The sequence below is a fragment of the Mycobacterium sp. NPDC050551 genome (genome assembly GCF_040674075.1).
Lineage (GTDB): Bacteria > Actinomycetota > Actinomycetes > Mycobacteriales > Mycobacteriaceae > Mycobacterium.
Window position 1 is genome coordinate 206,601 of sequence record NZ_JBFARC010000006.1, and the last position, 22,221, is coordinate 228,821.

Genomic DNA, 22,221 nt, shown 5'->3' on the forward strand with positions numbered 1-22,221 from the left:
CGCAACGACGACGGCCCCCGGAGTGTTCCGGGGGCCGTCGTCGGGGGTGTTACTTGACGTCGATGGTGACCGTCGGGCTGAAATTGTTGTTGTTCTTGTCGTTGGAGCGGATCGCGTTGGGGCGGATGCTGGCGTTGGGGCTGACCGACACGACGCGGGCTTCGTCCAGCGGTACGTCGTTGAGGCGGTTGACCTGAACGCGGTAGCCCTGCGAGCGCAGTTCCTCGATGGCTTGTTCGGCGTTGCCGGGGCCGGTGGGTGCGGCGGCGGCGGGGCCGGCGAGGCCGACGAAGGCGGCGGCGAAGGCGCTGGCGGCGAGGGTGGCGAATCCGAACTTGTTCATGGCCTTGCTTCTTTCTTGGGTGTTTCTCGTTGTGGTCTGATAGTTCAAACCGGCAGGTCAAGCGTTTGATTTCCGTTGGCAGGGATTGGCCGACCGGTGGCAGGAAGTGATCGGTCGACGCCCGATTTCGGTGTCATCGACGCTCACGCGTCGCCCCTACGATCGATGCGTGGGCAAGGACTTCCCGACGGCCGTGCGGTGGCGTCGCCTCGCGCTCGGCGTCGCTGTCGGCCTTGCGGTCTCGGCGGCAGCGCTGGCGGTCGCCGCTCCCGGGGTCATGTGGATCGTCCGGTCGTCGGGCGACGTGACGACGCATTCGCTCACCACCATGGGCATCATCGCCGCGGTCGCCGGGGGATGGGCGTTCATCGCCGCAGTGCCGCGACTGGTCGGCAGGGACTCACCCGCGACCGGCCTGATGAAGGTCGCAGGCTTCGTCGCCGCGGCCCTCTGCGCCTGGACACTCTGGATGGCGTTCGACGTGTTCCGGGCCCGGGATGCGCTGCCCTTCGTGGACAGCACGGGCGCGAGCATCCTCGCGGTCGTCGCTGTGCTGTGTGCCGTCGTGGCGACGGTCTCCGCCCTCGCCTCGACGGCCGTCGCCGGCCCGGTCAGTGGCAGAACCGCGTGGTGCGTCGCCCTCGCCGTGCTGGTCGTCGTCCCCGTCCTGAGCTACCGGAGCGTTGCGGACCACCGCAGCGGCGTGTGGGGTCCCGATCTGACCGCGACGGCCACTCCGCCCACCGAGGCTCCGAACGCGGTCGGCCCCGTCCGCTACGAGATCCCGCTCGACGACGGGGAGAACCTCCCCGAGGTCTACGGCGTCGGCAACGGTTTCGTCGTGGACACCCGCCGAGAGATCACCGCCTACGACGGTGCGACCGGCGCGAAGCGTTGGCACGCCACCGGTTATGGAACCAGCGGACGACTCCTGGTGGTGCGCCGCGATCGGGACGACCGGACGGGGATCGTCGTCGTCTTCCTCTATCACGGGATCATCGCGTTCGACGGCGGCACCGGCGAGGTGCTGTGGCGTCGCGAGTACAGCAGCGGCGGGGACGTGACCGCGGCGACCGGATCGGTCGACGCACTCGGCATGGCCGTCTTCACCGCCAACGCTCCCGTGAGCGGATCCGACAGCCGCACCCGCTTCCACTCTCTGGACCCCGCCACCGGACGTGAGCGCTGGAGCCAGTCCATCTCGTGCAGCAATCCCACTCTCTCGCCCGGCACCCCCGGCCAATTCGCCTACGACTGCTCGAAGCCGACGCTCATCGACGCCCGCACCGGTGTCTTCACCGATGTGCCCGGTGAGTACGCGCCGAGGGCGGGCACCGACGTCTACGCGTCATCGTTCACCGAATGGGACGATCGCGGGTCGTCGACGGAGAAGACCATCGTGATCGACCCGAGCGGGAAGGTCGTCGACGAGATGTCGGACGCCGAAGCCGTTTCCCGAGCCCACAACGGGTTCCTGCTCGTCCACGGTGGCGGCACCTGGATGATGCGCGATTACCGCAGTCACCGGTCGACACCGGTGCCACTCGATGCGGTGCCGGCCCCGGAGAACTACACGCGGCCGAACACGGCCTGGCTCGGCGACAGACTTCTGATCGCGGCGCAGAAGCGCGACGCGCCGCTGTTCCTCATCGACCCGGCCCGTCCAGGTGAGCAGCCATTGCGCACCCCGTCGCCGTGCCCCCGCGATGAGACCATGCGCGACCTGCAGGTGGTCGCCGGCGCCGTCGTCGCGCAGTGCGAGACCTCTCGCGTCGTCGCCCTCGTGCCCTAGCGCGACTCATCGACGACGGCCCCCGGGTTTCCCGGGGGCCGTCGTCGGTGGTGTTGGTGTTACTTGACGGTGATGGTGACCGTCGGGCTGTAGGTGTTGTTGTTCTTGTCGTTGGAGCGGATGGCGTCGGGGCGGATGCTGGCGTTGGGGCTGACCGAGACGACGCGGGCTTCGTCGAGGGCGACGTCGTTGAGGCGGTTGACCTGAACGCGGTAGCCCTGCGAGCGGAGTTCTTCGATGGCTTGTTCGGCGTTGCCGGGGCCGGTGGGTGCTGCGGCGGCGGGGCCGGCGAGGCCGACGAAGGCGGCGGCGAGGGCGCTGGCGGCGAGGGTGGCGAATCCGAACTTGTTCATGGTCTTGCTTCTTTCTTGGGTGGTTCTCGTTGTCTTCTGACTGCTTAAACTCGCAGGTCAGGGGTTTAATTCCGCTGGCAGTAATTGGTTGACCGGTGGCAGGAAGTGATCGCTGGGCGTCTGGTGACACGACGACGGCCCCCGGGTTTTCCGGGGACCGCCGTCGGTGAGGTGGGGTGTTACTTGACGGTGATGGTGACCGTCGGGCTGAACGTGGAGGTGTTCTTGTCGTTGGTGCGGATGGCGTCGGGGCGGATGCTGGCGTTGGGGCTGACCGACACGACGCGGGCCTCGTCCAGCGGTACGTCGTTGAGGCGGTTGACGTTGACGCGGTAGCCCTGCGAGCGCAGTTCTTCGATGGCTTGTTCGGCGTTGCCGGGGCCGGTGGGTGCGGCGGCGGCGGGGCCGGCGAGGCCGACGAAGGCGGCGGCGAAGGCGCTGGCGGCGAGGGTGGCGAATCCGAACTTGTTCATGGTCTTGCTTCTTTCTTGGGTGCTTCTCGTTCTCTTCTGACTCGTTGAACCCGCAGGTCAGGGGATTAATTCCGGTGGCAGTAATTGGTTGACCGGTGGCAGGAAGTGATCGCTCGATGGCCGACCCAGCGGTGACGCCGCACACTGGAAGCGCGATGGAACTGCCGGCGCTGGGTCTTCGACAGCGCGACGGCCTGACATGCGGTCCGGCCGTCGCCGTCGTCGCGGGCGCCCTGATGAATCCGGCCTACCGCGCAGCCCTGCTCGATCCCTCCGCGCACGCCGTCACCGCGCCCGGCCGAGCGTGGTTCGCCGGTGAGCAGGGCCGCATCCACGCCGAGGTGAACCGCATCTGGCCGCGCCGGCTCGGAACGACTCCGGCAGGGATGGCCCGCGCGCTCACCGCACAGGCCGCGGCCCTCGGTGTCCGGTACCGCTGGCGGCTGTGCCACGGCAGGCGCGACCGCCTCGCCGACGTGGTGACCGCCCTCGACCGGACATACCCGGTGGCGATGCTGATCGGCAATTGGTTGCCCCGGCACTGGGTGCTGCTCGTCGACCGCGACCCCGACGCGCTCGCGCGCGACGGTGACCACGACGGTGACGATGTGCTGCGGTGCTACGAACCGTCTTCGGGCGCCGTCGTACCGGTGCCGATGTCGGCGATCCGCGGCGCACACCTGACGGGCCTCGGCTTCCCGCGGCCGTACGCCGTGGTGGTTCCATCCCGTCAGTGACTTCGTCGATCATTCGAACGTATGATCGAACGGTGGGCGAGCTGAAGTCGATCGGCTACAACGGGCAGCCGACCCAACACGCCTTCCGGGCGGTCGAACCGCCGGTCACGGTCCTGGTCGACCTGGCGGCGGTGTTCCCGCGCGAGCCGCACCGCATCGGCGGGTATCAGCCCGCCGGCCTGCAGATGCACTCGGTCGTCGAAGGCCGGCTGACGTGCTGGGGCATGTGCGAGCAGGGCTACTGGTGGGGCCTGGTCACCTACGACGTCGTCTACGGACCGCGGCGTAGGCCCGTCACGCACTGGGTCCCGGCCTGGACCCTCAAGCGCAAGCCCGACGCGCGCTGAGTCATGCCGCGTGCACCGCCCTGGCGACGCGGCGCTGCGCCTCGCCGGGCGAGATCCGCAGCCGTCGCGCCAGCACCTCCGCCCAGGTGGCGCCGCCCATCCGGACCGGATTGCCGGTGGCGATCAACCGGCCGAGCAGCCGCTGCTGCAACTCGTCGGCCAGGGCGATCGACCGGTCGAGCCTGCTGAACACCTCCTCCAATTCTCGCGGGGTCATCTCCGACAGGGGCAGCGCCGCCAGCGACCGGTCAGCGGCATCGAGCCTGTCCAGGAGCGTGGCCAACGCGTCATTCGAACTCATGTTCGACACGCTAGCCGCCACCACCGACATACCGTCGCTAATGTCGGTCACATGGCTCCGAAGATCGCCACCGCAGACACCGTCGACCTGCCCGGCCTGCTGGACTTCGTCCGGCCGCGGCACCGGATGGTGCTCACCACGTTCCGTGCCGACGGCGGGCTGCAGAGCTCGCCGGTCACCGGCGGTGTCGACGACGACGGCCGCCTGGTGATCGCCAGCTACCCGCAGCGGGCGAAGTCGCGCAACGTCGGACGCACCCCGCGCGCCAGCGTCACCGTCCTGTCCGACGACTTCAACGGCCCCTACGTCCAGGTCGACGGCGACGCCGAGGTGATCCTGCTGCCCGACGCGGTCGAGCCGTTGGTGGAGTACTTCCGGGCCGTCGCCGGCGAGCACTCCGACTGGGCGGAGTATCGCCAGGCGATGGTCGCGCAGGGCAAGTGCCTGATCAGGGTCACACCGGTGCGCTGGGGACCCGTTGCTACGGGCGGCTTCCCGCCGGCGTAGACCGGCGCCAGGCGTCCCGCGGCGGTCCTGCGGCGGTGTGCGCCGCATCACTGTTCAACCTGCCGAATCCCCGCCCACCGATATTGACGAGGGCTATATTCAGCCTGTGATCAGCGGGAATTCGCTGATGGGGCGGGAGAATGAGCTGGCGCTCATTCGCCGTGCCCTGGGCGGGGGAGGCGGCTACGCCGGCGTGGTGATCGTCGGCGCCGCTGGCGTGGGGAAGACCAGGCTGGCGCGGGAAGTGTTGACGCGCAGCGCAACTGCGAACGACCGGGTGACCTGGGTGGTCGGCACCGAGTCGGCGCGGCCGCTGCCGCTCGGCGCGTTCAGCGCGACGATCAGCCCGGCCATGTCGGAGGCCCTGACCAGTGTGCGGCGCCTCATCAATTCGTTTGTGCCACAACATCGCCACGGCCGGGTGCTTGTCGGCGTCGACGATGCCCACCTGCTGGACGGCCTGTCCGCCCACGTCGTGCACCAGCTCGCGCAGTCGGCCGGGGTGCGGTTGGTGGTGACGGTGCGCGCAGGAGCCGACGAGCCGGACGCGGTGACCGCACTGTGGAAGGACGGGCTGCTGGCGCGGCTCGACCTCGAGCCGCTGTCGGCCGAGGCGACCAGCACCCTGATCGAGAAGACCCTGGAGGGGCCGGTGGACAGCCGCACTGCGCGGCGGTTCTGGAAGCTCACCGGCGGGAACGCACTGTATCTGCTGCAGCTGCTCAAGGATCAGGTGGCGGCGGGCCGCATCCGCCAGGTGGCCGGGGTGTGGATGTGGGACGGCGACGTCGCTGTCTCCCAGGGCATCACCGACATGGTCGGCCGCCAGCTCGGCAGGCTCACCCCGGGGCCGGCACTCGTCGTCGACCTGCTCTCGCAGTGTGAGCCGCTGCGCGTCGACGTGCTGTGCGAGCTGGCGCAGCGCGCCGACCTGGAGACGGCCGAGCAGATGCGGCTGGTCAACGTCGAGCGGACAGCGGCGGGGCTGACCGCCCGGCTGGCGCACCCGCTGTACGGCGAACTGCGCCGGGCGGCCGCCGGCGAGATGTACCTGTCCAGCCTGCGCGGGAAGCTGGCCCGCAAGTTGGGCGAACAGCCCGACGGTGACATGCAGGCGACGGTCCGGCGCGCGCTGCTCACCCTGGAGTCCGACCTGCCGCCCGACCCGCAGCTCTACCTGCAGGCCGCCCGCCACGAGCTGGCGCTGCTTGACCCGGACGCAGCCGACCGGTTCGCCACCGCCGCAGCCGAAGCCGGTGCGCCCGAGGCCGCCCCGCTGCGGGCGATGACGATGATCCTGCTCGGCTGCGGCGACCGGGCCGAGGAGGTGCTGTCGGACATCGGCACCGGCGACCGCGCCGACAGTCACCACTGGGCGACGCTGCGGGCCGCGAACCTGACCTGGCTGCTCGGCCGGCCGCGCGACGCGGTGGCGATCCTCGAGGCGCTGGCCACGGGGCCGGAGACCGACGCCGAACTGGCGGCCCGGCTGGCCATCGAGGCGGGGGTCGACGCGGTGCTCGGCCGGTGCGTCGCCGCCGAGGAGAAGGCGAACGCGGCACTGGAATCCGGCTCGCTGACCGATCTGCACGCGATGCTGGCGTCCATCGCGCTGATGATGGCGCTCGGCGCGCTGGGCCGGGCCGAGCAGATCGAGGAGCTCGCCGGGCGCGCCATCGAGCGGGCGGTCACGTCGTTCGAGTCGTCGCAGATGCGGTTCTGGTTCGGCGGGGTGCACGGCCGGGCCTGCCGTCTCAACGGCCGCATCGACGAATGTGTGCGGTGGGCCGACGAACTCACCGAGTCCGCCCGGGATGTCCCGGGACTTGCACATGCCAACCTGGCCTCGCTGCGGGCACACGCGATGCTGGCGCGGGGCGCCATCCGCGACGCCGCCAAACTGCTGCACGAGGCGCTCGCCGGGGCCGAGCAGCACGGCGTCACCAGTGGGCTGCGCGCGGCCAGCTGCTTCGGCCTCGCCGAGGCGCACGCGAAGCTCGGCGAGGCGGACGCCGCGCGGCATGCGCTCGAGGAGGCGCGCCGGTGCGTGCCGGACGACTACGTGTACATGCAGACCAACCTCTCGCTGGCCACCGGATGGACCCTGGCCGCAGGCGGTGAACTCACCGAGGCCGTCAAGGTGGCCCGCGCCGCCGCGGGGGACGCCCGTGACCGCGGCCAGCCCACCCACGAGCTGGCCTGCGTGCAGGCGATCGTGCTGTGGGGCGACACGTCGATGACCGCGCGGGCCCGCGAGCTCGCCGACTCGCTGCGGCTGCCGCTGGCCGATGCGGTGGCCCGGCACGCGCAGGCGCTCGAAGCCGACGACGGACCCGGCCTGCTCGACGCGTCGATGGATTATCAGGCCAGTGGCGACCGGGCCGCCGCCGCCGACACGGCGGCCCAGGCGGCGGTCGCGTACACCCGCAGTGGGCAGAGCAGGCGCGGCAAGTACGCCGCGACGCTGGCGCAGCAGATCGCCGACGACTGCGGCGGCCTGTGCACCCCGGCGCTGCGCAATCCCGCAGGCCAACCGCTGACCCAGCGGCAGCGCGAGATCGTCGAGCTGGTGTGTGCCGAGTTGTCCAACCGGGAGATCGCCGAACGGCTGGTGATGTCGGTCCGCAGCGTCGAGGGCCACATCTACCGGGCCTGTCAGCGGGTCGGCGCCAGCTCACGCGAGGAGCTGGCCCGCATCATCCGCGGGGGCCCGCTCGCCGGCTGGTAGAACGGCTGGGCCGGACATCGGCCCCTGCGCTGTGATAGTCAGGCGGTGAGCCGCCGCGTTGCGTCGACTAGCACGTCAAACTATAGTCTGGACACATGTCCAGAGGGTGCGGAGTCATCGCGTGACACGATTCGACGAGCTCATCGCGACGTCGCCCGTCGTCTTCGGAATCATCTAGGTATGCGGATCGCGTTGCTGTCCTACCGCAGCAAGACCCACTGCGGCGGGCAGGGAGTCTATGTCCGCCACCTCAGCCGTGGCCTGGTCGAACTCGGCCACGACGTCGAGGTGTTCTCCGGCCAGCCGTACCCCGAGGGGCTGGACCCGCGGGTGCGCCTGACGAAGGTGCCCAGCCTCGACCTGTACCGCGAGCCCGACCCGTTCCGGGTGCCGCGGCCCAGCGAGATCCGCGACCGCATCGACCTGCACGAGCTGCTGGCGACCTGGACCGCGGGCTTCCCGGAGCCGCGCACCTTCACGATGCGGGTGGCCCGGCTGCTGGCCGGCAGGCGCGACGAGTTCGACGTCGTGCACGACAACCAGAGCCTCGGCACCGGCCTGCTCGACATCGCCGCGTCGGGGCTGCCGGTGGTCGCCACCGTGCATCACCCGATCACCCGCGACAAGGTGGTCGACGTCGCCGCCGCGCGCTGGTGGCGCAAGCCGCTGGTGCGCCGCTGGTACGGCTTCGCCGAGATGCAGAAGCAGGTCGCCCGCCAGATCCCCGAGCTGCTCACGGTGTCCTCGTCGTCGGCCACCGACATCGCCGACGACTTCGGCGTGGCGCCCGGCCAGCTGCACGTGGTGCCGCTGGGCGTGGACACCGAACTCTTCACCCCTGCCGCCAACCGGGTCAGCGGCCGGATCATCGCGATCGCCAGTGCCGACGTGCCGCTCAAGGGCATCAGCCACCTGTTGCACGCGGTGGCGCGGCTGCGGGTCGAGCGCAATCTCGACGTGCAGCTGGTGAGCAAGCTCGAGCCCAACGGGCCCACCGAGAAGCTGATCGCCGAGCTGGGCATCAGTGACATCGTCAACACCTCGAGCGGGCTATCCGACTCCGAGCTGGCCGAGCTGCTGGCCTCGGCGGAGGTGGCCTGCATCCCGTCGCTGTACGAGGGCTTCTCGCTGCCCGCCGTCGAGGCGATGGCCAGCGGTACCCCGATCGTGGCCAGCCGGGCGGGCGCGCTGCCCGAGGTGGTCGGACCCGACGGTGAGTGCGCCCGCCTGGTGCGGCCGGCCGACGTCGACGAGTTGACCGCGGTGCTGGGTCAGCTGCTCGACTCGCCGCTGGAGCGGCACCGCCTCGGTGCGGCAGGCAGGCGCCGTGCCCTCGAGGTGTTCAGCTGGGAATCCGTTGCCGCGCAGACCGTCTCGGTGTACAAGCGGGCGATATGCTGACCGTCGACTTCGGCAGGCTCGGTGTAGGCCCCGGCACGTCGGTGATCGACGTGGGCTGCGGTGCGGGCAGGCATTCGTTCGAGGCCTACCGGCGTGGCGCCGACGTCATCGCGTTCGACCAGAACACCGAGGACCTCAACGCCGTCGACGAGATCATGCAGGCGATGAAGGAGCAGGGCGAGGTTCCCGAGGGTGCCCGCGCAGAGGCGGTCAAGGGTGACGCGCTGGACCTGCCCTACGCCGACGGCACGTTCGACGTCGTCATCGCCTCGGAGATCCTCGAGCACGTGCCCGCCGACGACCGGGCCATCGCCGAACTGGTGCGGGTGCTCAAACCCGGTGGCTCACTGGCGATCACGGTGCCGCGTTGGCTGCCGGAGCGGATCTGCTGGCTGCTGTCGGACGAGTACCACGCCAATGAGGGCGGCCACGTCCGGATCTACCGTGCCGACGCGTTGCGCAACAAGGTGCTGTCGCACGGCCTGCGGTTCACCTTCCACCATCACGCCCATGCGCTGCACTCGCCGTTCTGGTGGCTGAAATGCGCTGTGGGAACGTCGAAGAACGACCATCCCGCGGTGGCGGCCTACCACAAGCTGCTGGTGTGGGACATGGTCGACCAGCCGTGGATCACCCGGCGCGCCGAGGAAGTGCTCAACCCACTGGTCGGCAAGAGCGTCGCCCTCTACTTCGAGAAGCCGGTGCATGTTGCGTCGGCCTGAGATCCCCGGTGTGCCCGGTGTCTTCACCCCGCAGCAGTGTCTGCAGACCGCGCAGTCGATCGCGGCGACGCAGGAGAGTTCCGGCGCCATCCCGTGGTTCGACGGCGGTCACACCGACCCGTGGGATCACGTCGAGTCGGCGATGGCGCTGACCGCCGCGGGGTTGATCGAACCCGCCCGTGCCGCGTTCGAGTGGTGCCGCGACAAGCAGCGTCCCGACGGTTCGTGGCCGATCCAGTTCCGCAACGGCGTGGTCGAGGACTTCAACAGCGACAGCAACTTCTGCGCGTATGTCGCCACCGGGGTGTGGCACCACCTGCTGATCACCCGTGACCGGCGGTTCGCCGAGCGGATGTGGCCGGTGGTCTCCAAGGCCGTCGACTTCGTGCTCGACCTGCAGCGGCCCAACGGTGAGATCGCCTGGGCGCGAAGCAAAGCCGGACCCGTCGATGAGGCGCTGCTGACCGGGTGCGCCAGCATCCACCACAGTCTTCGGTGCGCACTGGCGCTGGCCGACTACTTCGACGACCCGCAACCGGAGTGGGAGGTTGCGGTCGGCCGGCTCGGTCACGCGATCGTCGCGCACCCGGGATCGTTCGTCCCCAAGGACCGCCACTCGATGGAGTGGTACTACCCGGTGATGTGCGGCGCGCTGCGCGGGCCCGCGGCCCTGGAACGCATCGACGACCGCTGGGACGACTTCGTGGTGCCCGGCCTGGGCATCCGCTGCGTCGACGACCGGCCCTGGGTCACCGGCGCCGAGACCTGCGAACTGGTGATGGCGCTGGACGCCATCGGGGATGCGCGGCGCGCGCACGAGCAGTTCGCGGCCATGCACCATCTTCGGGAACGGGACGGCTCCTATTGGACCGGACTGGTGTTCGCCGACGGCAAGCGCTGGCCGGAGGAGCGCACCACGTGGACCGGCGGCGCGGTGATCCTCGCCGCTGATGCGCTGTCGCGCACCACGCCCGGCTCAGGCATCTTCCGGGCCGCCGATCTGCCGCGTGGCCTCGAGGACGAATTCGACTGCGCCTGCGCCGACACCCGGCGCTGAAAGCCCGTCGGTCAGAGCGAACCCGGCTGCCCGCCGGTCCTTTCCAGCACCCGCATGGATCCCATCGCCGACACTTCGGTGAAGTCGCCGGTGTCGAGGGCGCGGCGGTAGATGTGGAACGGCGCCTGGCCGCCGTCGCGGGGATCGGGGAACACGTCGTGGATGATCAACCCGCCGCCGACGTCCACCCAGCGGGCCCAGCCGTCGAAGTCGCGCTGCGCGGCCTCCTCGGTGTGGCCGCCGTCGATGAACAACAGCCGCAACGGTGTTCGCCAGCCGGTGGCCACCACGGTGGACTTGCCGACGATCGCGACCACGTGATCGTCCAGCCCGGCGGCGTCCAGTGTGTGGCGCAGCGTGGGCAGCGTGTCGAACAGTCCGGTGACCGGGTCGACCATGCCGCTGTCGTGGTACTCCCAGCCCGCCTGGTGCTCCTCGGAGCCGTGGTGGTGGTCGATGGTGTAGACGACGGCGCCGGCTTCCTGCGCGGCGGCGCCGAGCATCACCGTCGACTTGCCGCAGTACGTGCCGATCTCGACGCCGACACCGCCGGGCAGGTACCGCACCGCAGCGTCGTAGAGCGCCCGGCCCTCGTCGGCAGGCATGAAGCCGGTGACGTTCTCGGCGAGGGCGAAAAGCTGCGCGGCCCGCGGCGGCAGGGCGGTCCCGGTGACGGATTCGGTGGTACTCATGGTCTCAACTTAGCCGTCGGCCGGGCACGGCTCACCGCGGCGTGGGCGGCTCGGCCGTTGCTGGCCCCCCGGGGTTGTAGTAGCGTCCGGACATGTGTCCGATCCGGCTTTGGAGTCGACTCGGCGCCGATTGACCGCCAAACAGGCCGACACCGTCGACCGGCTCGGCCGCGCGGCGGTGGACATCCTCGGCAGGGACGGATTCGCGGGCCTGACCGTACGCCGGGTGGCCGCCGAGGCCGGGGTCGGCGCGGCCACCGCCTACACCTACTTCTCCTCCAAGGAACACCTTGTCGCCGAGGTGTTCTGGCGCCGCCTCGCCGCGTCCCCGGCCGCTGATCACGGCTCGCCGGAACCCGCCGCACGGGTGATCGAGGTGCTGCAGCACATCGCCCTGCTGGTGGCCGACGAACCCGAATTCGCCGGGGCGGTCACCAATGCGCTGCTGGGCCGCGACCCCGACGTCGAGGTGCTGCGTCAGCGCATCGGGCGCGACGTCCGCGACCGGCTCGTCACCGCGCTCGGGCCGGACACCGACTACGACGTCATCGAGTCACTCGAGTTGCTCTACGTCGGCGCACTGGTGTGGGCCGGGATGGGGTATTCGTCCTACGCGGACATGACCGAACGGCTCACCAAGTCGGCGCGCCTGATCCTGGGCTAACGCGCCTGCGGGCCGAGGATCGCCGTCGAGGCCGCGACCGCCGGCTCGACGATCGCCCGGACGTCGCCGCCGTCCTCCACCAGCACCGCCGTCAGCTCACGCAGGCCGCCGAGCAGGATGACCGCCAGCGGCCTCGGCACCACAGGGAGGCCCGCGCGCTGAAAGCCGGGGCTGCTGCTCAGGTCGACGAGCATGTCGGTGAGGTGCTCCATGGCCAGCCGGTGCAGCGGCGCGGCGACCACCCCGAGCCCGGGCAGTTCGCGGATCCAGCTCAGCGTCACCGCGGGCCGCGACTCGATGTGGGCGACGTAGGCGTCCACGGCCTGCCGGATCTGCTCCTGCCAGGCCGCCTCGGGGTCGACGGCGGCCCGGATCCGGTTGACCAGCGCCTCGTTGTTGGCACGCAGGAGTTCGATGAAGCAGTCCTCCTTGGTGCCGAACAGGCCGTAGAACGTCCGCTTCGACGTGCGCGCGTGCCGCACGATGTCCGACACCGTGGTGTCGCGGTAGCCGCGTTCGGCGACCGAGGTGGCCAGCCCGTCGAGCAACCGGCCGCGGAAGGAGTCGGTGGCCCCGGCGCGGGCCTCGTCGTCGACTGAGGTCGTCATGTCCCTCCCACCGCTCTTGCGCGTGCTGGTACCAACCGGTACCGTACTCCACACATCCACGGTACATCGCAGTACCAACCGGGGTCTGGAGTCCTGAATGAGCGAAGCGACCACCACTGAACACCCCGTCTCGGCGTCTCAGGGTGCGAATCTGCCGCCCACGGTGCGTGTTCCCAAGCTGCTCCAGGGCGTGGTGTACGTGCTCGCCCGGCGTCAGCTGATCGACCGCCTGACACGACGGCACGGCGCCGCGTACGTCACCAACATCCCGATGTTCGGCAAGACGGTGATCCTCACCGATCCGGCGCTGGCCAAGCAGGTCTTCACCACCAGTCCCGACGAGCTCGGCAACGTCCAGCCCAACCTCAGCCGGGTCTTCGGGCCCGGATCGGTATTCGCGCTCGACGGCGACGAGCACCGCACGCGACGCAAGCTGCTCACCCCGCCGTTCCACGGCAAGGCGATGAAGAACTACGAGGCGATCGTCGAGGAGGAGACGCGCCGCGAGATGGCGTCGTGGCCCGACGGCCGGCCGTTCGAGACCCTCGAACCGATGATGCGGATCACCCTCAACATCATTCTGCGCGCCATCTTCGGGGCCGACGGCGCCGAGCTCGACCGGCTCCGCGAGGTGATCCCGCCGTGGGTGACGCTGGGCTCGCGCCTCGTCGTCTTCCCGGAACCGGCCCGCGACCTCGGGCCGCTGAGCCCGTGGCGACGTCTGCACGACTACCGGCGGACCTACGAGTCGGTGATCGACACCCTGATCGCCCAGGCCAGGGCCGACGAGCACTTCGACGAGCGCACCGATGTGCTGTCGCTGTTCCTGCGCAGCGCGTACGAAGACGGCTCGACGATGACGCCGAGTGAGATCGGCGACGAGCTGCTCACCCTGCTCGCCGCCGGGCACGAGACCACCGCGTCGACCCTGGCGTGGGCGTTCGAGCGGATCAGCCGTCATCCCGCGGTGCTCGCCGAACTGGAGGCCGAGGCACAGACCGACGGCAACGAGTACCGCCAGGCCACCATCCTCGAGGTGCAGCGGTCGCGCACCGTGATCGACTTCTGCGGACGGCACGTCTGGGCGCCGATGGTGCAGATCGGCCAGTGGCGTATCCCGCGCGGCTACTCGGTGCTGGTGAGCATCAACCAGTTGCACGCCAACACCGAGGAGTTCCCGGACCCGCAGCGGTTCGACCCCACGCGGTTCGTCGGCAAGCGGCCCAACATGTTCGCCTGGGCGCCGTTCGGCGGCGGCACCCGCCGATGCGTCGGCGCCGCCTTCGCCAACATGGAGATGGACGTCGTCCTACGAACGGTGTTGCGGCACTTCGACGTCGAGACCACGACGGCGCGCGACGAGAAGGTGCACTCCCGCGGGGTGGCGTTCACCCCGAAGGATGGCGGCCGGGTGGTCATGCGCCGCCGGCCGACACCCCTCGGGTCCTGACTACGTCGTCGCGTCGGCCCGCTTGGGCAGCTTCCAGTCCGGTCGCGGGAAGTGGCACGTGTAGCCCCACGGCAGCCGCTCCAGGTAGTCCTGGTGCTCGGGCTCGGCCTCCCAGAAATCACTGGCGGGCGTCACCTCGGTGACCACCTTGCCGGGCCAGAGCCCTGAGGCGTCGACGTCGGCGATCGTGTCGAGTGCGACGCGCTTCTGCTCGTCGTCGACGTAGAAGATCGCCGACCGGTAGCTGGTGCCGACGTCGTTGCCCTGCCGGTTCTTCGTCGTGGGGTCGTGGATCTGGAAGAAGTACTCCAGCACCGCCCGGTAGTCGGTCTTCGCCGGGTCGTAGACGATCTCGATCGCCTCGGCGTGGCCGGGATGGTTGCGGTAGGTCGCGTTGGCGTTCTGCCCGCCGGTGTAGCCGACTCGGGTTGACACCACCCCGGGCTGCTTGCGGATCAGATCCTGCATGCCCCAGAAGCAGCCGCCGGCCAGGATCGCCTTCTCGGTGGTGCTCATGCCTGTGCCTCCTGTGAAGAGAAGAGTTGCCGGTACTCGCCGTATCCCTCGGCCTCGAGGTCGTCGAGATGGACGAATCTCAGCGAAGCCGAGTTGATGCAGTAGCGCAACCCGCCTGCCTCGCGCGGCCCGTCGTTGAACACGTGTCCGAGGTGGCTGTCGCCGTGCGCGGACCGGACCTCGGTGCGGAGCATCAAGTGGCTGAAGTCCCGCTTCTCTCGCACATTCGACGCGCCGTTCGCGGCATCCAGCGGTCTGGTGAAGCTCGGCCACCCGCTGCCACTCTCGAACTTGTCCGTCGAGGCGAACAACGGCTCACCGGACACCACGTCCACGTAGATACCCGGTTCGTGGTTGTCCCAGTACTCGCCGGTGAACGGCCGCTCCGTGCCGTTGCGCTGCGTCACCTGGTACTGCTCCGGCGACAATGCGTCGACCGCCACCGGGTTCTTGTGATAAGTCCTGCTCATCTGTCCCTTTCTACTCTTCGGGGCACCAGCTACAACCTCGGGAACGGTTCGGATAGTCCCGGCGTGGCCTGACCGCGGCGGACCTCGACAACCCGGGTAGAACGTGTTCTAGTTTGGTGGTGACGGGCAGCACCTTCAGCCGCGACGAACTCATCGCCGCCTTCGCCGACTTCGAGAAGACCGTCGACACCGCCGCGCAGACCCGCAACTGGGATCCGTGGGTCGACCAGTACAGCGAGGACATCGTCTACGTCGAACACGCCGCGGGCACCATGCGCGGTCGCGAGCAGGTCCGCGACTGGATCTGGAAGACCATGGAAGCCTTCCCCGGCAGCTACATGACGTCGTTCCCGTCGCTGTGGACGGTCTACGACGAATCGACCGCCCGGGTGATCTGCGAGCTCGACAACCCCATGCGCGACCCCGGCGACGGCAGCGTCATCAGCGCCACCAACATCTCGATCGTCACCTACGCCGGCGACGGCAAGTGGCGCCGCCAGGAGGACATCTACAACCCGCTGCGGTTCGTGTCCGCGGCCACCAAATGGTGCAGGAAGGCCCAGGAACTGGGCACCCTGCCCGACGAGGCCGCCGCATGGCTGACTTCCTTCGGCGGCGCCCGGTGACCCGCGCGCTGGTCATCGGCGCCAACGGTTACCTCGGCTCGCACGTGACGCGCCAGCTGGTCGCGGCGGGCCAGGACGTCCGGGTGATGGTGCGCGACGGCGCCAAGACCGTCGGCATCGACGACCTGCAGGTCGAGCGGTTCGTCGGCGACATCTGGAGCGACGACGTCCTGCGCGAGGCGATGACGGGCTGCCAGGACGTCTACTACTGCGTGGTCGACACCCGGGGCTGGCTGCGCGATCCGGCGCCGCTGTTCCGCACCAACGTCGAGGGCACCCGCAACGTGCTCGAGGTCGCCGCGCAGGTGCACGACGCCCACCCGCTGCGCCGCTTCGTGTTCACCAGCAGCTACGTGACCGTCGGCAGGAAGCGGGGCCGCGTCGCCACCGAGGACGACGTCATCGGCGAGGCACAGCGCAAGCGCCTGACGCCCTATGTCCGGTCCCGCCTGCAGGCCGAGGAGCTCGTGCTGGACTACGCGCGCCGCCGGGGTCTGCCCGCCGTGGCGATGTGCGTGTCGACGACCTACGGCGCCGGCGACTGGGGCCGCACCCCGCACGGTGCGATCATCGCGGGCGCCGCGTTCGGCAAACTGCCGTTCGTGATGGGCGGTATCGAACTGGAGGCCGTCGGGGTCGACGACGCCGCCCGCGCGATGATCCTGGCCGCGGAGAAGGGCCGTCCGGGCGAGCGGTACCTCATCTCCGAGAAGATGATCAGCAACGCCGAGGTGGTCCGCATCGCCGCCGAGGCGGCGGGCACCCCGCCGCCGACCAAGTCGGTGCCGCTGGCGCTGTCCTACGCGATGGCCGCCATGGGCAGCGCGAAGGCCCGGTTGCGCGGCACCGACGAGCGGCTGTCGATGGGCTCGCTGCGGCTGATGCGGGCCGAGGCCGAGGTCGACCACAGCAAGGCGGTGCGCGAGCTCGGCTGGCAGCCCCGGCCGGTCGAGGAGTCGATCCGGGAGGCCGCGCGGTTCTGGGTGGAGCTGCGAAAAGCCAAGCGCAAAGCCGGATCCGCGGGCTGAACGACGCGCCCGCGGGTGGGCTACCGTCGAGGTCATGACCGACAAGACGAGGGTCGACCTGACCGGTGCGCCGGAGACCATGCTGGCGACGCTGTACGCCAAGGCGCTCGACGCCGGGGCCGCCGACTCCGCCCTGCACGACCACCTCGCCGCGGACATCGTCGCGCAGATCGACTACGACTGGGCGAAGACCGGGATGACGCCGGGCAATGCGCCGAGTGTCGCGCTGCGCTCCAAGCACTTCGACACCTGGGCGGGGCAGTTCCTCGCGGTGCATCCCGAAGCGGTGGTGGTGCACCTCGGCTGCGGGCTGGACAGCCGCTTCTTCCGGCTGGCGCCCGGGCCGGGCGTCGAGTGGTACGACGTCGACTATCCCGACGTGATCGCGCTGCGCGAGCGGTTCTATCCGCAGCCCGAGCACTACCACCGAGTCGCCGCATCGGTCACCGATCCGGCGTGGCTCGCCTCGATCACGGCGGACCGGCCGACCCTGATCCTGGGCGAGGGGCTGACCATGTACCTGACCGAGGCGGACGGCGTGGCCCTGCTGCGCCGGGTGGTGGCCCACTTCCCCTCGGGTGAACTGCAATTCGACGCGTTCAACCGGCTGGGCATCCGGTCGCAGTGGACCAACACCGTGGTGCGTCGCTCGGGGTCGACACTGCACTGGGCGATCGACAGGCCCGCCGACATCCTCGACGCCGTGCCCGGAACCCGGCTGCTGGCGTGGGTGCCGGTGTTCGAAACCGACGCGTTCTCGACACTGAGTGCCGGCTACCGGGTGATGGCGGCGGTGATGAACCGGGTGCCCGGACTGCGCACCATGGCGCAGTTCCACCGCTACGCATTTTGAGTGCGTGGTCCCAGTACCGGTTGCCTGCGGCCGCCGGGGTTGAAGTCGGCCGACCACGGCCAGCGCCCCCGCCGGTCCGACCACACCAGCTGAAGCGCCCGCACATCAGCGCCATAGAGGTTGATCGCCATGCCGAGGTGGGCGTCGGGCTGCGCCACTTCGACCACCTCGAGCAGGACCCCGTCGGGCAGTTCGATCTCGTCGCCCGGGGCCGGGGGTTCCTCGCACACGCAGTAGTCGGCGACGGTGTTGAGCACCTGCAGTGCCCGGGGCGGGTCCACACCGGTGACGAGCAGTTCCGGGAGCCCGCACTCGTGCAGACCCACGGTGTAGGAGAACGGATTACGTTCGCTCTCGACGAACTGAACCGCCCAGCCGTGCTCGACGACCTTGTCGTACAGCACGTCGAGGTAGTCGGCGAGCGAGGCCTCGGGGTGATCGCACTGCCAGCACATCGGCGGCGTCCTTTCGTCAGTGGTACCTGCCCTCAGCGTGCACCCGGGGTCTGACAGGATCGGGCGGTGGCGACGGATCGCGGGCAGGTGCGCAACGGCGAGGTGTCGCACTGGTTCGCCGAACTCCCCGCACCCCGCCCGCGGCTGTCCGGCGACCGCGACGCCGACGTCTGCATCGTCGGCGCGGGATACACCGGGCTGTGGACCGCCTACTACCTCAAGCGCGCCGACCCGTCGCTGCGCATCGCGGTGCTCGAGGCCCGCTTCGCGGGGTTCGGCGCATCCGGCCGCAACGGCGGCTGGTTGTCCGGCCTGGTGCCCGGTGACCGCGCCAGGCTCGCCCAGCAGTACGGCAGGCAGCGCGTAGTGGCGTGGCAGCGGGCGCTCAACGACGCCGTCGACGAGGTCATCGGCGTCACCGCCCGGGAGGGCATCGACGCCGGCGTCGTCAAGGGCGGCACCCTGGAGATCGCCCGCAACCCGGCGCAGGCCGCACGGCTGGCGGCGGCGTTCGACGAGGAGCTGCGCTGGGGCGATGACGACGTGGCGCTGCTGACCGGAGATGAAGCGGCGCAACGGATCCGGTTCGCCGACATGATCTCGGCGTACCACACGCCGCACTGCGCACGGATCCAGCCGGCGCGCCTCGCCCGCGGACTGGCCGACGTCGTCGAACGCCTCGGCGTCGACATCTACGAGCAGACGACGGTCACCGCCATCGCGGCGGGCCGGGCCGACACGGCGCACGGCGCGGTCCGGGCCGGCACCGTGCTGCGCGCCACCGAGGGGTTCACCGCGAGGATGCCGACGCTGCGGCGGCGGTGGCTGCCGATGAACAGTTCGATGATCGCCACCGAGCCGATTCCCGAGCGGATCTGGGACGCGATCGGCTGGGAGGGCCGCGAGACGGCGGGGGACACCGCGCACGGTTTCTTCTACGCCCAGCGCACGGTCGACGACCGGATCGCCATCGGCGGGCGCAGCGTGCCCTACCGCTACGCGTCGCGCACGGACGTCGACGGCCGGGTGCCGGCGCGCACCATCGGCCGGCTGACCGAGGTGCTGCACGCGATCCTGCCGCAGGTTCGCGACGTGCCGATCGCGCACGGCTGGTGCGGGGTGCTCGCGGTGCCGCGGGACTGGTCTGCGGGTGTGGGCCTGGACCGGTCGACCGGGCTGGGTTGGGCCGGCGGGTACGTCGGGCACGGGGTCACCGCGGCCAATCTCGCCGGGCGGACGCTCGCCGATCTGGTGCTCCGCCACGACACCGACCGCACCGCGCTGCCCTGGGTGGGGCACCGTGCGCGCGACTGGGAGCCCGAACCGTTGCGTTGGCTCGGCGTGCGGGGCCTGTACACCGCCTATCAGCTCGCCGACCGCCACGAGGCGCGCGGCCGGGCCACCACGTCACCGATTGCGGCACTCGCCGACCGGATCGCCGGCCGCCCCCACTAGCTCTCTCGGATCGGCTCGCGGTGCGGCCGATGGGTCGCCCACGAATGCTTAGCCATAGCCGTGTGCCATGTGGTTTCCGAAAACGATTCTGAACGCCCATGACATGCATCGCTGCTCGTCATCGGGCTGAACTTCCTTCCGTAAACAAGCGGCGTCGATTCGGATGCGCAATTTGCCGAGCGATCCAGGTGACGAACCAATAGCTTCGAGGGGGATCGGCGCCGGCGAATGACCCAGAGAAACGAGAAACCATGAAGAAGTTTGCCATCGCTCTGGCGGCCGTCTGCATCGGCGGCCTGGCGGCGGCTCCGTCGGCCTCCGCGGAGCAGGCACCTCTCACGGAGGGATCGCACACGTTCATCTTCTCCGACGGCGCGACGAGCGCGGTGACCGTCGCCTACGACTGCGGTCCGGACTGCTTCTCGATGGGCGACGCGTCGTCGCGCGAACAGTTTCGTTTCGACGGCGCGCGCTGGGTCACCGCCAGCGGCATCTCGACCGCCGACGGGCGCAACTACCTCAACAAGAACGGGCAGTCCGCCACGGTGACGTAGCCGCGTTTCCTCCGGGGTGGGCCACCGCGCGCGTGACTGGGAAACCCGAGCCGTTGCGCTGGCTCGGCGTGAGGGCGCTTCACGCCGCCTATCGGCTCGCCGACCGGATTGCGGGCCGCCGCACTAACGCGCGGTCGAATCCCTTGTGTCACATCTGTTTCTCTGTCACAAAGTCGGCTGATCTGTCGGGGGGTCGAACTAGTGTTCGATGTATGGACGGGGCGGATGTGGTCGCGGCGCTGCAGGCGTGGGACGATGCCCGCGCCGGGCTGGCCGCCCTGCCCCTGGGCACGTTGACCGGCGCGGAGTTGGTGGCGGTCTACGAGCACCGCCAGCACGGGCTGCGCCAGGAAGCCGCGCTCGATCACACCGTGCTGGCCACCCTGACGCAGCGGTTCACCGCCGCGGACTTCGGTGGCACCGGGCTGAAAGACGTGTTGGCGCAGCGGTTACACCTCGACACCGCCGATGCGAAGAGACGCCTCGACGCTGCCGGCATGCTCGGACCCCGGTGGGCGTTCACCGGTGAAGAACTACCTGCGGAGTGGGACAACACGTCGGCCGCCTTGACGAAAGGGCTGATCGATCCCGCGCACGTCGAGGTGATCCGCAAGTTCTTCACCAGGCTCCCGCCGTGGGTCGACCAGGCGCCCCGCGCCGACGCCGAGGGCGACCTCGCGCGGTGGGCGCAGGGCATGTGCCCGGAGGATCTGCAAAAGCTCGCCGATCATCTGGTCGAGGTCATCGATCCCGACGGCGCCGAACCCGACCACGACACCCAGCAAGCCAAACGCAATCTGAAGATGGGTAAGCAGCGCCGCGACGGGATGACCCCGGTCCGTGGCGAGCTCGACCCCGAGACCGCTGCCCTACTCGACGTCGTGCTCGCCCGAGACGGCGCGCCCGGACACAACCTGCCTGAGGACCCGGGTGCGGGCGAGGTCGCCGAACGCGACATCACCGGCAACTCCGATCCGCGCACCCGCGAACAACGCCACCACGACGCGCTGAAGACCGCGCTACGGCACGCCGCGGCCACCGGAGGTCAGATCAACGGGCTACCGGCCACCATCGTGGCCACCACCACCGTCGGCGACCTGCACGCCGGCACCGGTTACGCCCGCACCGCCGGCGGCACCAAACTGCCGGTCCGCGACCTGATCCGGCTGGCCGGCCAGTCCCAGCACTACCTGGCCGTCTTCGACGACCACACCGAAGAAATCCTCTACCTCGGTCGCGCCCGGCGTTGCGCCACCACCGCCCAGCGGCTGGCGTTGTTCGCTCGCGACAGGGGCTGCACCCGACCCGGCTGCACCGCCCCGGCCTACCGAACCCAAGTCCACCACGCTCAGCGCGACTGGGCCGAGGGCGGACGCACCGACATCGACGAACTCGCCCTGGCCTGCCAACCCGACAACAACCTCATCGAACAAAGCGAATGGACCACCCGCCGACGCAACGGCCGCACCGAATGGATCCCCCCACCCACCCTCGACACCGGCCAACACCGCACCAACAACTACCACCACCCCCGCCGCCACCTCACCGACCGAGACGACGACGCAGAACCGGCGTAGCGGCGTGGCCTAGAGAGTCCTACTGGACGCCCGCTTCGGCCTTGGCCTTGAGCCGCTGCAGGGTGACCTTGATGTGCTCGGAGTTCGCCGTGTCCCGATCACTGACGCCGGTCGCGAGCACCGCCACCTTCTTGAACCAGCCCGCGCGGCGGTCCCACGTCCGCTCGGTCACCCGGCACCCGGTGCCCGCGGCCTCGATGTCGTAGCGCCAGTGCGCCACCGGGAGGATCGCGCTGCGGACGTCGAAGGCGAACACCCGGCCGGCGTCGGCATCGGTCACCGTGCACGTGGTGCTCCACCGCTTCGAGCCGTTCTCGTTGCGGCCCTTGAACACCGCTCCGGGCTGGGCCCCGTCGCCCTTCTGCCACTGCATCGCCGTGGTCTCCTCGGCCAGGTCCGCGAGCGTCGGCAGGTCGGTGATCAGCCGGTACACGGTCGCCGGATCGGCGGCGATGTCCACGGTTGCCTCGGCGGAGGCCGCTCCCAAGTCGGTCATCCGGCGATGGTAACCG

The 22,221-nt window shown here is 70.0% G+C and carries 26 protein-coding genes; 16 read left to right on the plus strand and 10 right to left on the minus strand.

Translation table 11 applies throughout. The features are described from left to right. Nucleotides 1-49: 49 nt before the first annotated feature. Entirely contained in the window at nucleotides 50-343 is a 294-nt protein-coding gene (locus AB0K11_RS23180) for a hypothetical protein (RefSeq protein WP_364982459.1), read from the minus strand. 169 nt (nucleotides 344-512) lie between these two features. On the opposite strand from AB0K11_RS23180, the gene AB0K11_RS23185 reads away from it, so the two are divergent. Then, nucleotides 513-2,135, plus strand: a complete 1,623-nt coding sequence (locus tag AB0K11_RS23185; RefSeq protein WP_364982462.1) for a PQQ-binding-like beta-propeller repeat protein — start codon at nucleotides 513-515, stop codon at nucleotides 2,133-2,135. A gap of 59 nt (nucleotides 2,136-2,194) precedes the next feature. Here the strand turns inward: AB0K11_RS23185 and AB0K11_RS23190 are convergent, their stop codons facing one another. Beyond that, nucleotides 2,195-2,488 (minus strand): hypothetical protein, encoded by a 294-nt coding sequence (locus tag AB0K11_RS23190; RefSeq protein WP_364982465.1) that lies wholly within the window; start codon nucleotides 2,486-2,488, stop codon nucleotides 2,195-2,197. A gap of 179 nt (nucleotides 2,489-2,667) precedes the next feature. Then, entirely contained in the window at nucleotides 2,668-2,961 is a 294-nt protein-coding gene (locus AB0K11_RS23195) for a hypothetical protein (RefSeq protein WP_364982468.1), read from the minus strand. A 155-nt stretch (nucleotides 2,962-3,116) separates the two neighbouring features. Between AB0K11_RS23195 and AB0K11_RS23200 the strand changes: the two genes are divergently transcribed. Both AB0K11_RS23200 and AB0K11_RS23205 read left to right on the plus strand, forming a co-directional pair. Beyond that, nucleotides 3,117-3,698, plus strand: coding sequence for a hypothetical protein (locus tag AB0K11_RS23200; protein WP_364983132.1), 582 nt, complete (start codon nucleotides 3,117-3,119; stop codon nucleotides 3,696-3,698). A gap of 32 nt (nucleotides 3,699-3,730) precedes the next feature. Then, nucleotides 3,731-4,045, plus strand: a complete 315-nt coding sequence (locus AB0K11_RS23205; protein WP_364982471.1) for a hypothetical protein — start codon at nucleotides 3,731-3,733, stop codon at nucleotides 4,043-4,045. A gap of 1 nt (nucleotide 4,046) precedes the next feature. Here AB0K11_RS23205 and AB0K11_RS23210 read toward each other — a convergent pair whose 3' ends face one another. Continuing rightward, a complete protein-coding gene (locus AB0K11_RS23210) occupies nucleotides 4,047-4,346 on the minus strand; it encodes a hypothetical protein (protein ID WP_364982474.1) in 300 nt (99 codons plus the stop codon). 51 nt (nucleotides 4,347-4,397) lie between these two features. Here AB0K11_RS23210 and AB0K11_RS23215 point away from each other — a divergent pair, with 51 nt between their 5' ends. The 5 genes from AB0K11_RS23215 to AB0K11_RS23235 all read left to right on the plus strand — a co-directional run bounded on the left by AB0K11_RS23215 (nucleotide 4,398) and on the right by AB0K11_RS23235 (nucleotide 10,761). Further along, entirely contained in the window at nucleotides 4,398-4,853 is a 456-nt protein-coding gene (locus AB0K11_RS23215; RefSeq protein WP_364982477.1) for a PPOX class F420-dependent oxidoreductase, read from the plus strand. A gap of 106 nt (nucleotides 4,854-4,959) precedes the next feature. Further along, a complete protein-coding gene (locus AB0K11_RS23220) occupies nucleotides 4,960-7,581 on the plus strand; it encodes a LuxR C-terminal-related transcriptional regulator (protein WP_364982479.1) in 2,622 nt (873 codons plus the stop codon). Nucleotides 7,582-7,761: 180 nt separating this feature from the next. Next, complete coding sequence (locus AB0K11_RS23225; protein WP_364982482.1) at nucleotides 7,762-8,982, plus strand: glycosyltransferase family 4 protein; 1,221 nt, start codon at nucleotides 7,762-7,764, stop codon at nucleotides 8,980-8,982. Continuing rightward, entirely contained in the window at nucleotides 8,976-9,704 is a 729-nt protein-coding gene (locus AB0K11_RS23230; protein WP_364982485.1) for a class I SAM-dependent methyltransferase, read from the plus strand. Before AB0K11_RS23225 ends, AB0K11_RS23230 begins: the two co-directional genes overlap by 7 nt. Next, the gene (locus tag AB0K11_RS23235; RefSeq protein WP_364982488.1) at nucleotides 9,688-10,761 is read left to right on the plus strand and encodes a prenyltransferase; all 1,074 of its coding nucleotides are present in this window, start codon (nucleotides 9,688-9,690) and stop codon (nucleotides 10,759-10,761) included. The genes AB0K11_RS23230 and AB0K11_RS23235 overlap by 17 nt, the downstream gene beginning before the upstream one ends. 11 nt (nucleotides 10,762-10,772) lie before the next feature. Here AB0K11_RS23235 and AB0K11_RS23240 read toward each other — a convergent pair whose 3' ends face one another. Beyond that, entirely contained in the window at nucleotides 10,773-11,453 is a 681-nt protein-coding gene (locus AB0K11_RS23240) for a class I SAM-dependent methyltransferase (RefSeq protein ID WP_364982491.1), read from the minus strand. Between the two features lie 94 nt (nucleotides 11,454-11,547). Here AB0K11_RS23240 and AB0K11_RS23245 point away from each other — a divergent pair, with 94 nt between their 5' ends. Continuing rightward, nucleotides 11,548-12,117, plus strand: a complete 570-nt coding sequence (locus AB0K11_RS23245) for a TetR family transcriptional regulator (protein WP_364982494.1) — start codon at nucleotides 11,548-11,550, stop codon at nucleotides 12,115-12,117. On the opposite strand, the gene AB0K11_RS23250 is transcribed toward AB0K11_RS23245, so the two are convergent. Further along, nucleotides 12,114-12,725, minus strand: a complete 612-nt coding sequence (locus AB0K11_RS23250; protein ID WP_364982497.1) for a TetR/AcrR family transcriptional regulator — start codon at nucleotides 12,723-12,725, stop codon at nucleotides 12,114-12,116. The two genes, AB0K11_RS23245 and AB0K11_RS23250, sit on opposite strands and share 4 nt — an antisense overlap. A 97-nt stretch (nucleotides 12,726-12,822) precedes the next feature. On the opposite strand from AB0K11_RS23250, the gene AB0K11_RS23255 reads away from it, so the two are divergent. Continuing rightward, on the plus strand, nucleotides 12,823-14,175 hold the full coding sequence (locus AB0K11_RS23255; RefSeq protein ID WP_364982500.1) for a cytochrome P450: 1,353 nt from the start codon (nucleotides 12,823-12,825) through the stop codon (nucleotides 14,173-14,175). On the opposite strand, the gene msrA is transcribed toward AB0K11_RS23255, so the two are convergent. Continuing rightward, entirely contained in the window at nucleotides 14,176-14,691 is a 516-nt protein-coding gene (gene msrA / locus AB0K11_RS23260) for a peptide-methionine (S)-S-oxide reductase MsrA (RefSeq protein WP_364982502.1), read from the minus strand. It abuts the gene before it with no gap. Beyond that, a complete protein-coding gene (msrB, locus tag AB0K11_RS23265) occupies nucleotides 14,688-15,161 on the minus strand; it encodes a peptide-methionine (R)-S-oxide reductase MsrB (RefSeq protein ID WP_364982505.1) in 474 nt (157 codons plus the stop codon). The genes msrA and msrB overlap by 4 nt, the downstream gene beginning before the upstream one ends. A 119-nt stretch (nucleotides 15,162-15,280) precedes the next feature. Between msrB and AB0K11_RS23270 the strand changes: the two genes are divergently transcribed. Genes AB0K11_RS23270 through AB0K11_RS23280 form a run of 3 tightly spaced genes read left to right on the plus strand, consistent with a single transcriptional unit; the run spans nucleotide 15,281 to nucleotide 17,668 of the window. Beyond that, nucleotides 15,281-15,787, plus strand: coding sequence for a nuclear transport factor 2 family protein (locus tag AB0K11_RS23270; RefSeq protein WP_364982508.1), 507 nt, complete (start codon nucleotides 15,281-15,283; stop codon nucleotides 15,785-15,787). Next, nucleotides 15,757-16,815: an NAD-dependent epimerase/dehydratase family protein gene (locus AB0K11_RS23275; RefSeq protein ID WP_364982511.1), complete on the plus strand. Its 1,059-nt coding sequence runs from the start codon at nucleotides 15,757-15,759 to the stop codon at nucleotides 16,813-16,815. The genes AB0K11_RS23270 and AB0K11_RS23275 overlap by 31 nt, the downstream gene beginning before the upstream one ends. A gap of 34 nt (nucleotides 16,816-16,849) precedes the next feature. After that, complete coding sequence (locus AB0K11_RS23280; RefSeq protein ID WP_364982514.1) at nucleotides 16,850-17,668, plus strand: class I SAM-dependent methyltransferase; 819 nt, start codon at nucleotides 16,850-16,852, stop codon at nucleotides 17,666-17,668. On the opposite strand, the gene AB0K11_RS23285 is transcribed toward AB0K11_RS23280, so the two are convergent. Continuing rightward, nucleotides 17,656-18,123, minus strand: coding sequence for a DUF4262 domain-containing protein (locus AB0K11_RS23285; protein WP_364982517.1), 468 nt, complete (start codon nucleotides 18,121-18,123; stop codon nucleotides 17,656-17,658). The two genes, AB0K11_RS23280 and AB0K11_RS23285, sit on opposite strands and share 13 nt — an antisense overlap. Before the next feature lie 66 nt (nucleotides 18,124-18,189). Between AB0K11_RS23285 and AB0K11_RS23290 the strand changes: the two genes are divergently transcribed. The 3 genes from AB0K11_RS23290 (at nucleotide 18,190) to AB0K11_RS23300 (ending at nucleotide 21,709) form a co-directional block, all read left to right on the plus strand. Continuing rightward, nucleotides 18,190-19,578 carry an FAD-dependent oxidoreductase gene (locus tag AB0K11_RS23290; RefSeq protein ID WP_364982520.1) on the plus strand — a complete coding sequence of 463 codons (1,389 nt, stop codon included), beginning with the start codon at nucleotides 18,190-18,192 and terminating at the stop codon, nucleotides 19,576-19,578. A gap of 251 nt (nucleotides 19,579-19,829) precedes the next feature. Then, nucleotides 19,830-20,132: a hypothetical protein gene (locus AB0K11_RS23295; RefSeq protein WP_364982523.1), complete on the plus strand. Its 303-nt coding sequence runs from the start codon at nucleotides 19,830-19,832 to the stop codon at nucleotides 20,130-20,132. A gap of 212 nt (nucleotides 20,133-20,344) precedes the next feature. Next, nucleotides 20,345-21,709, plus strand: coding sequence for a DUF222 domain-containing protein (locus AB0K11_RS23300; protein ID WP_364982526.1), 1,365 nt, complete (start codon nucleotides 20,345-20,347; stop codon nucleotides 21,707-21,709). 19 nt (nucleotides 21,710-21,728) lie between these two features. On the opposite strand, the gene AB0K11_RS23305 is transcribed toward AB0K11_RS23300, so the two are convergent. Beyond that, nucleotides 21,729-22,205: an SRPBCC family protein gene (locus tag AB0K11_RS23305; RefSeq protein WP_364982529.1), complete on the minus strand. Its 477-nt coding sequence runs from the start codon at nucleotides 22,203-22,205 to the stop codon at nucleotides 21,729-21,731. Nucleotides 22,206-22,221: the final 16 nt, after the last annotated feature.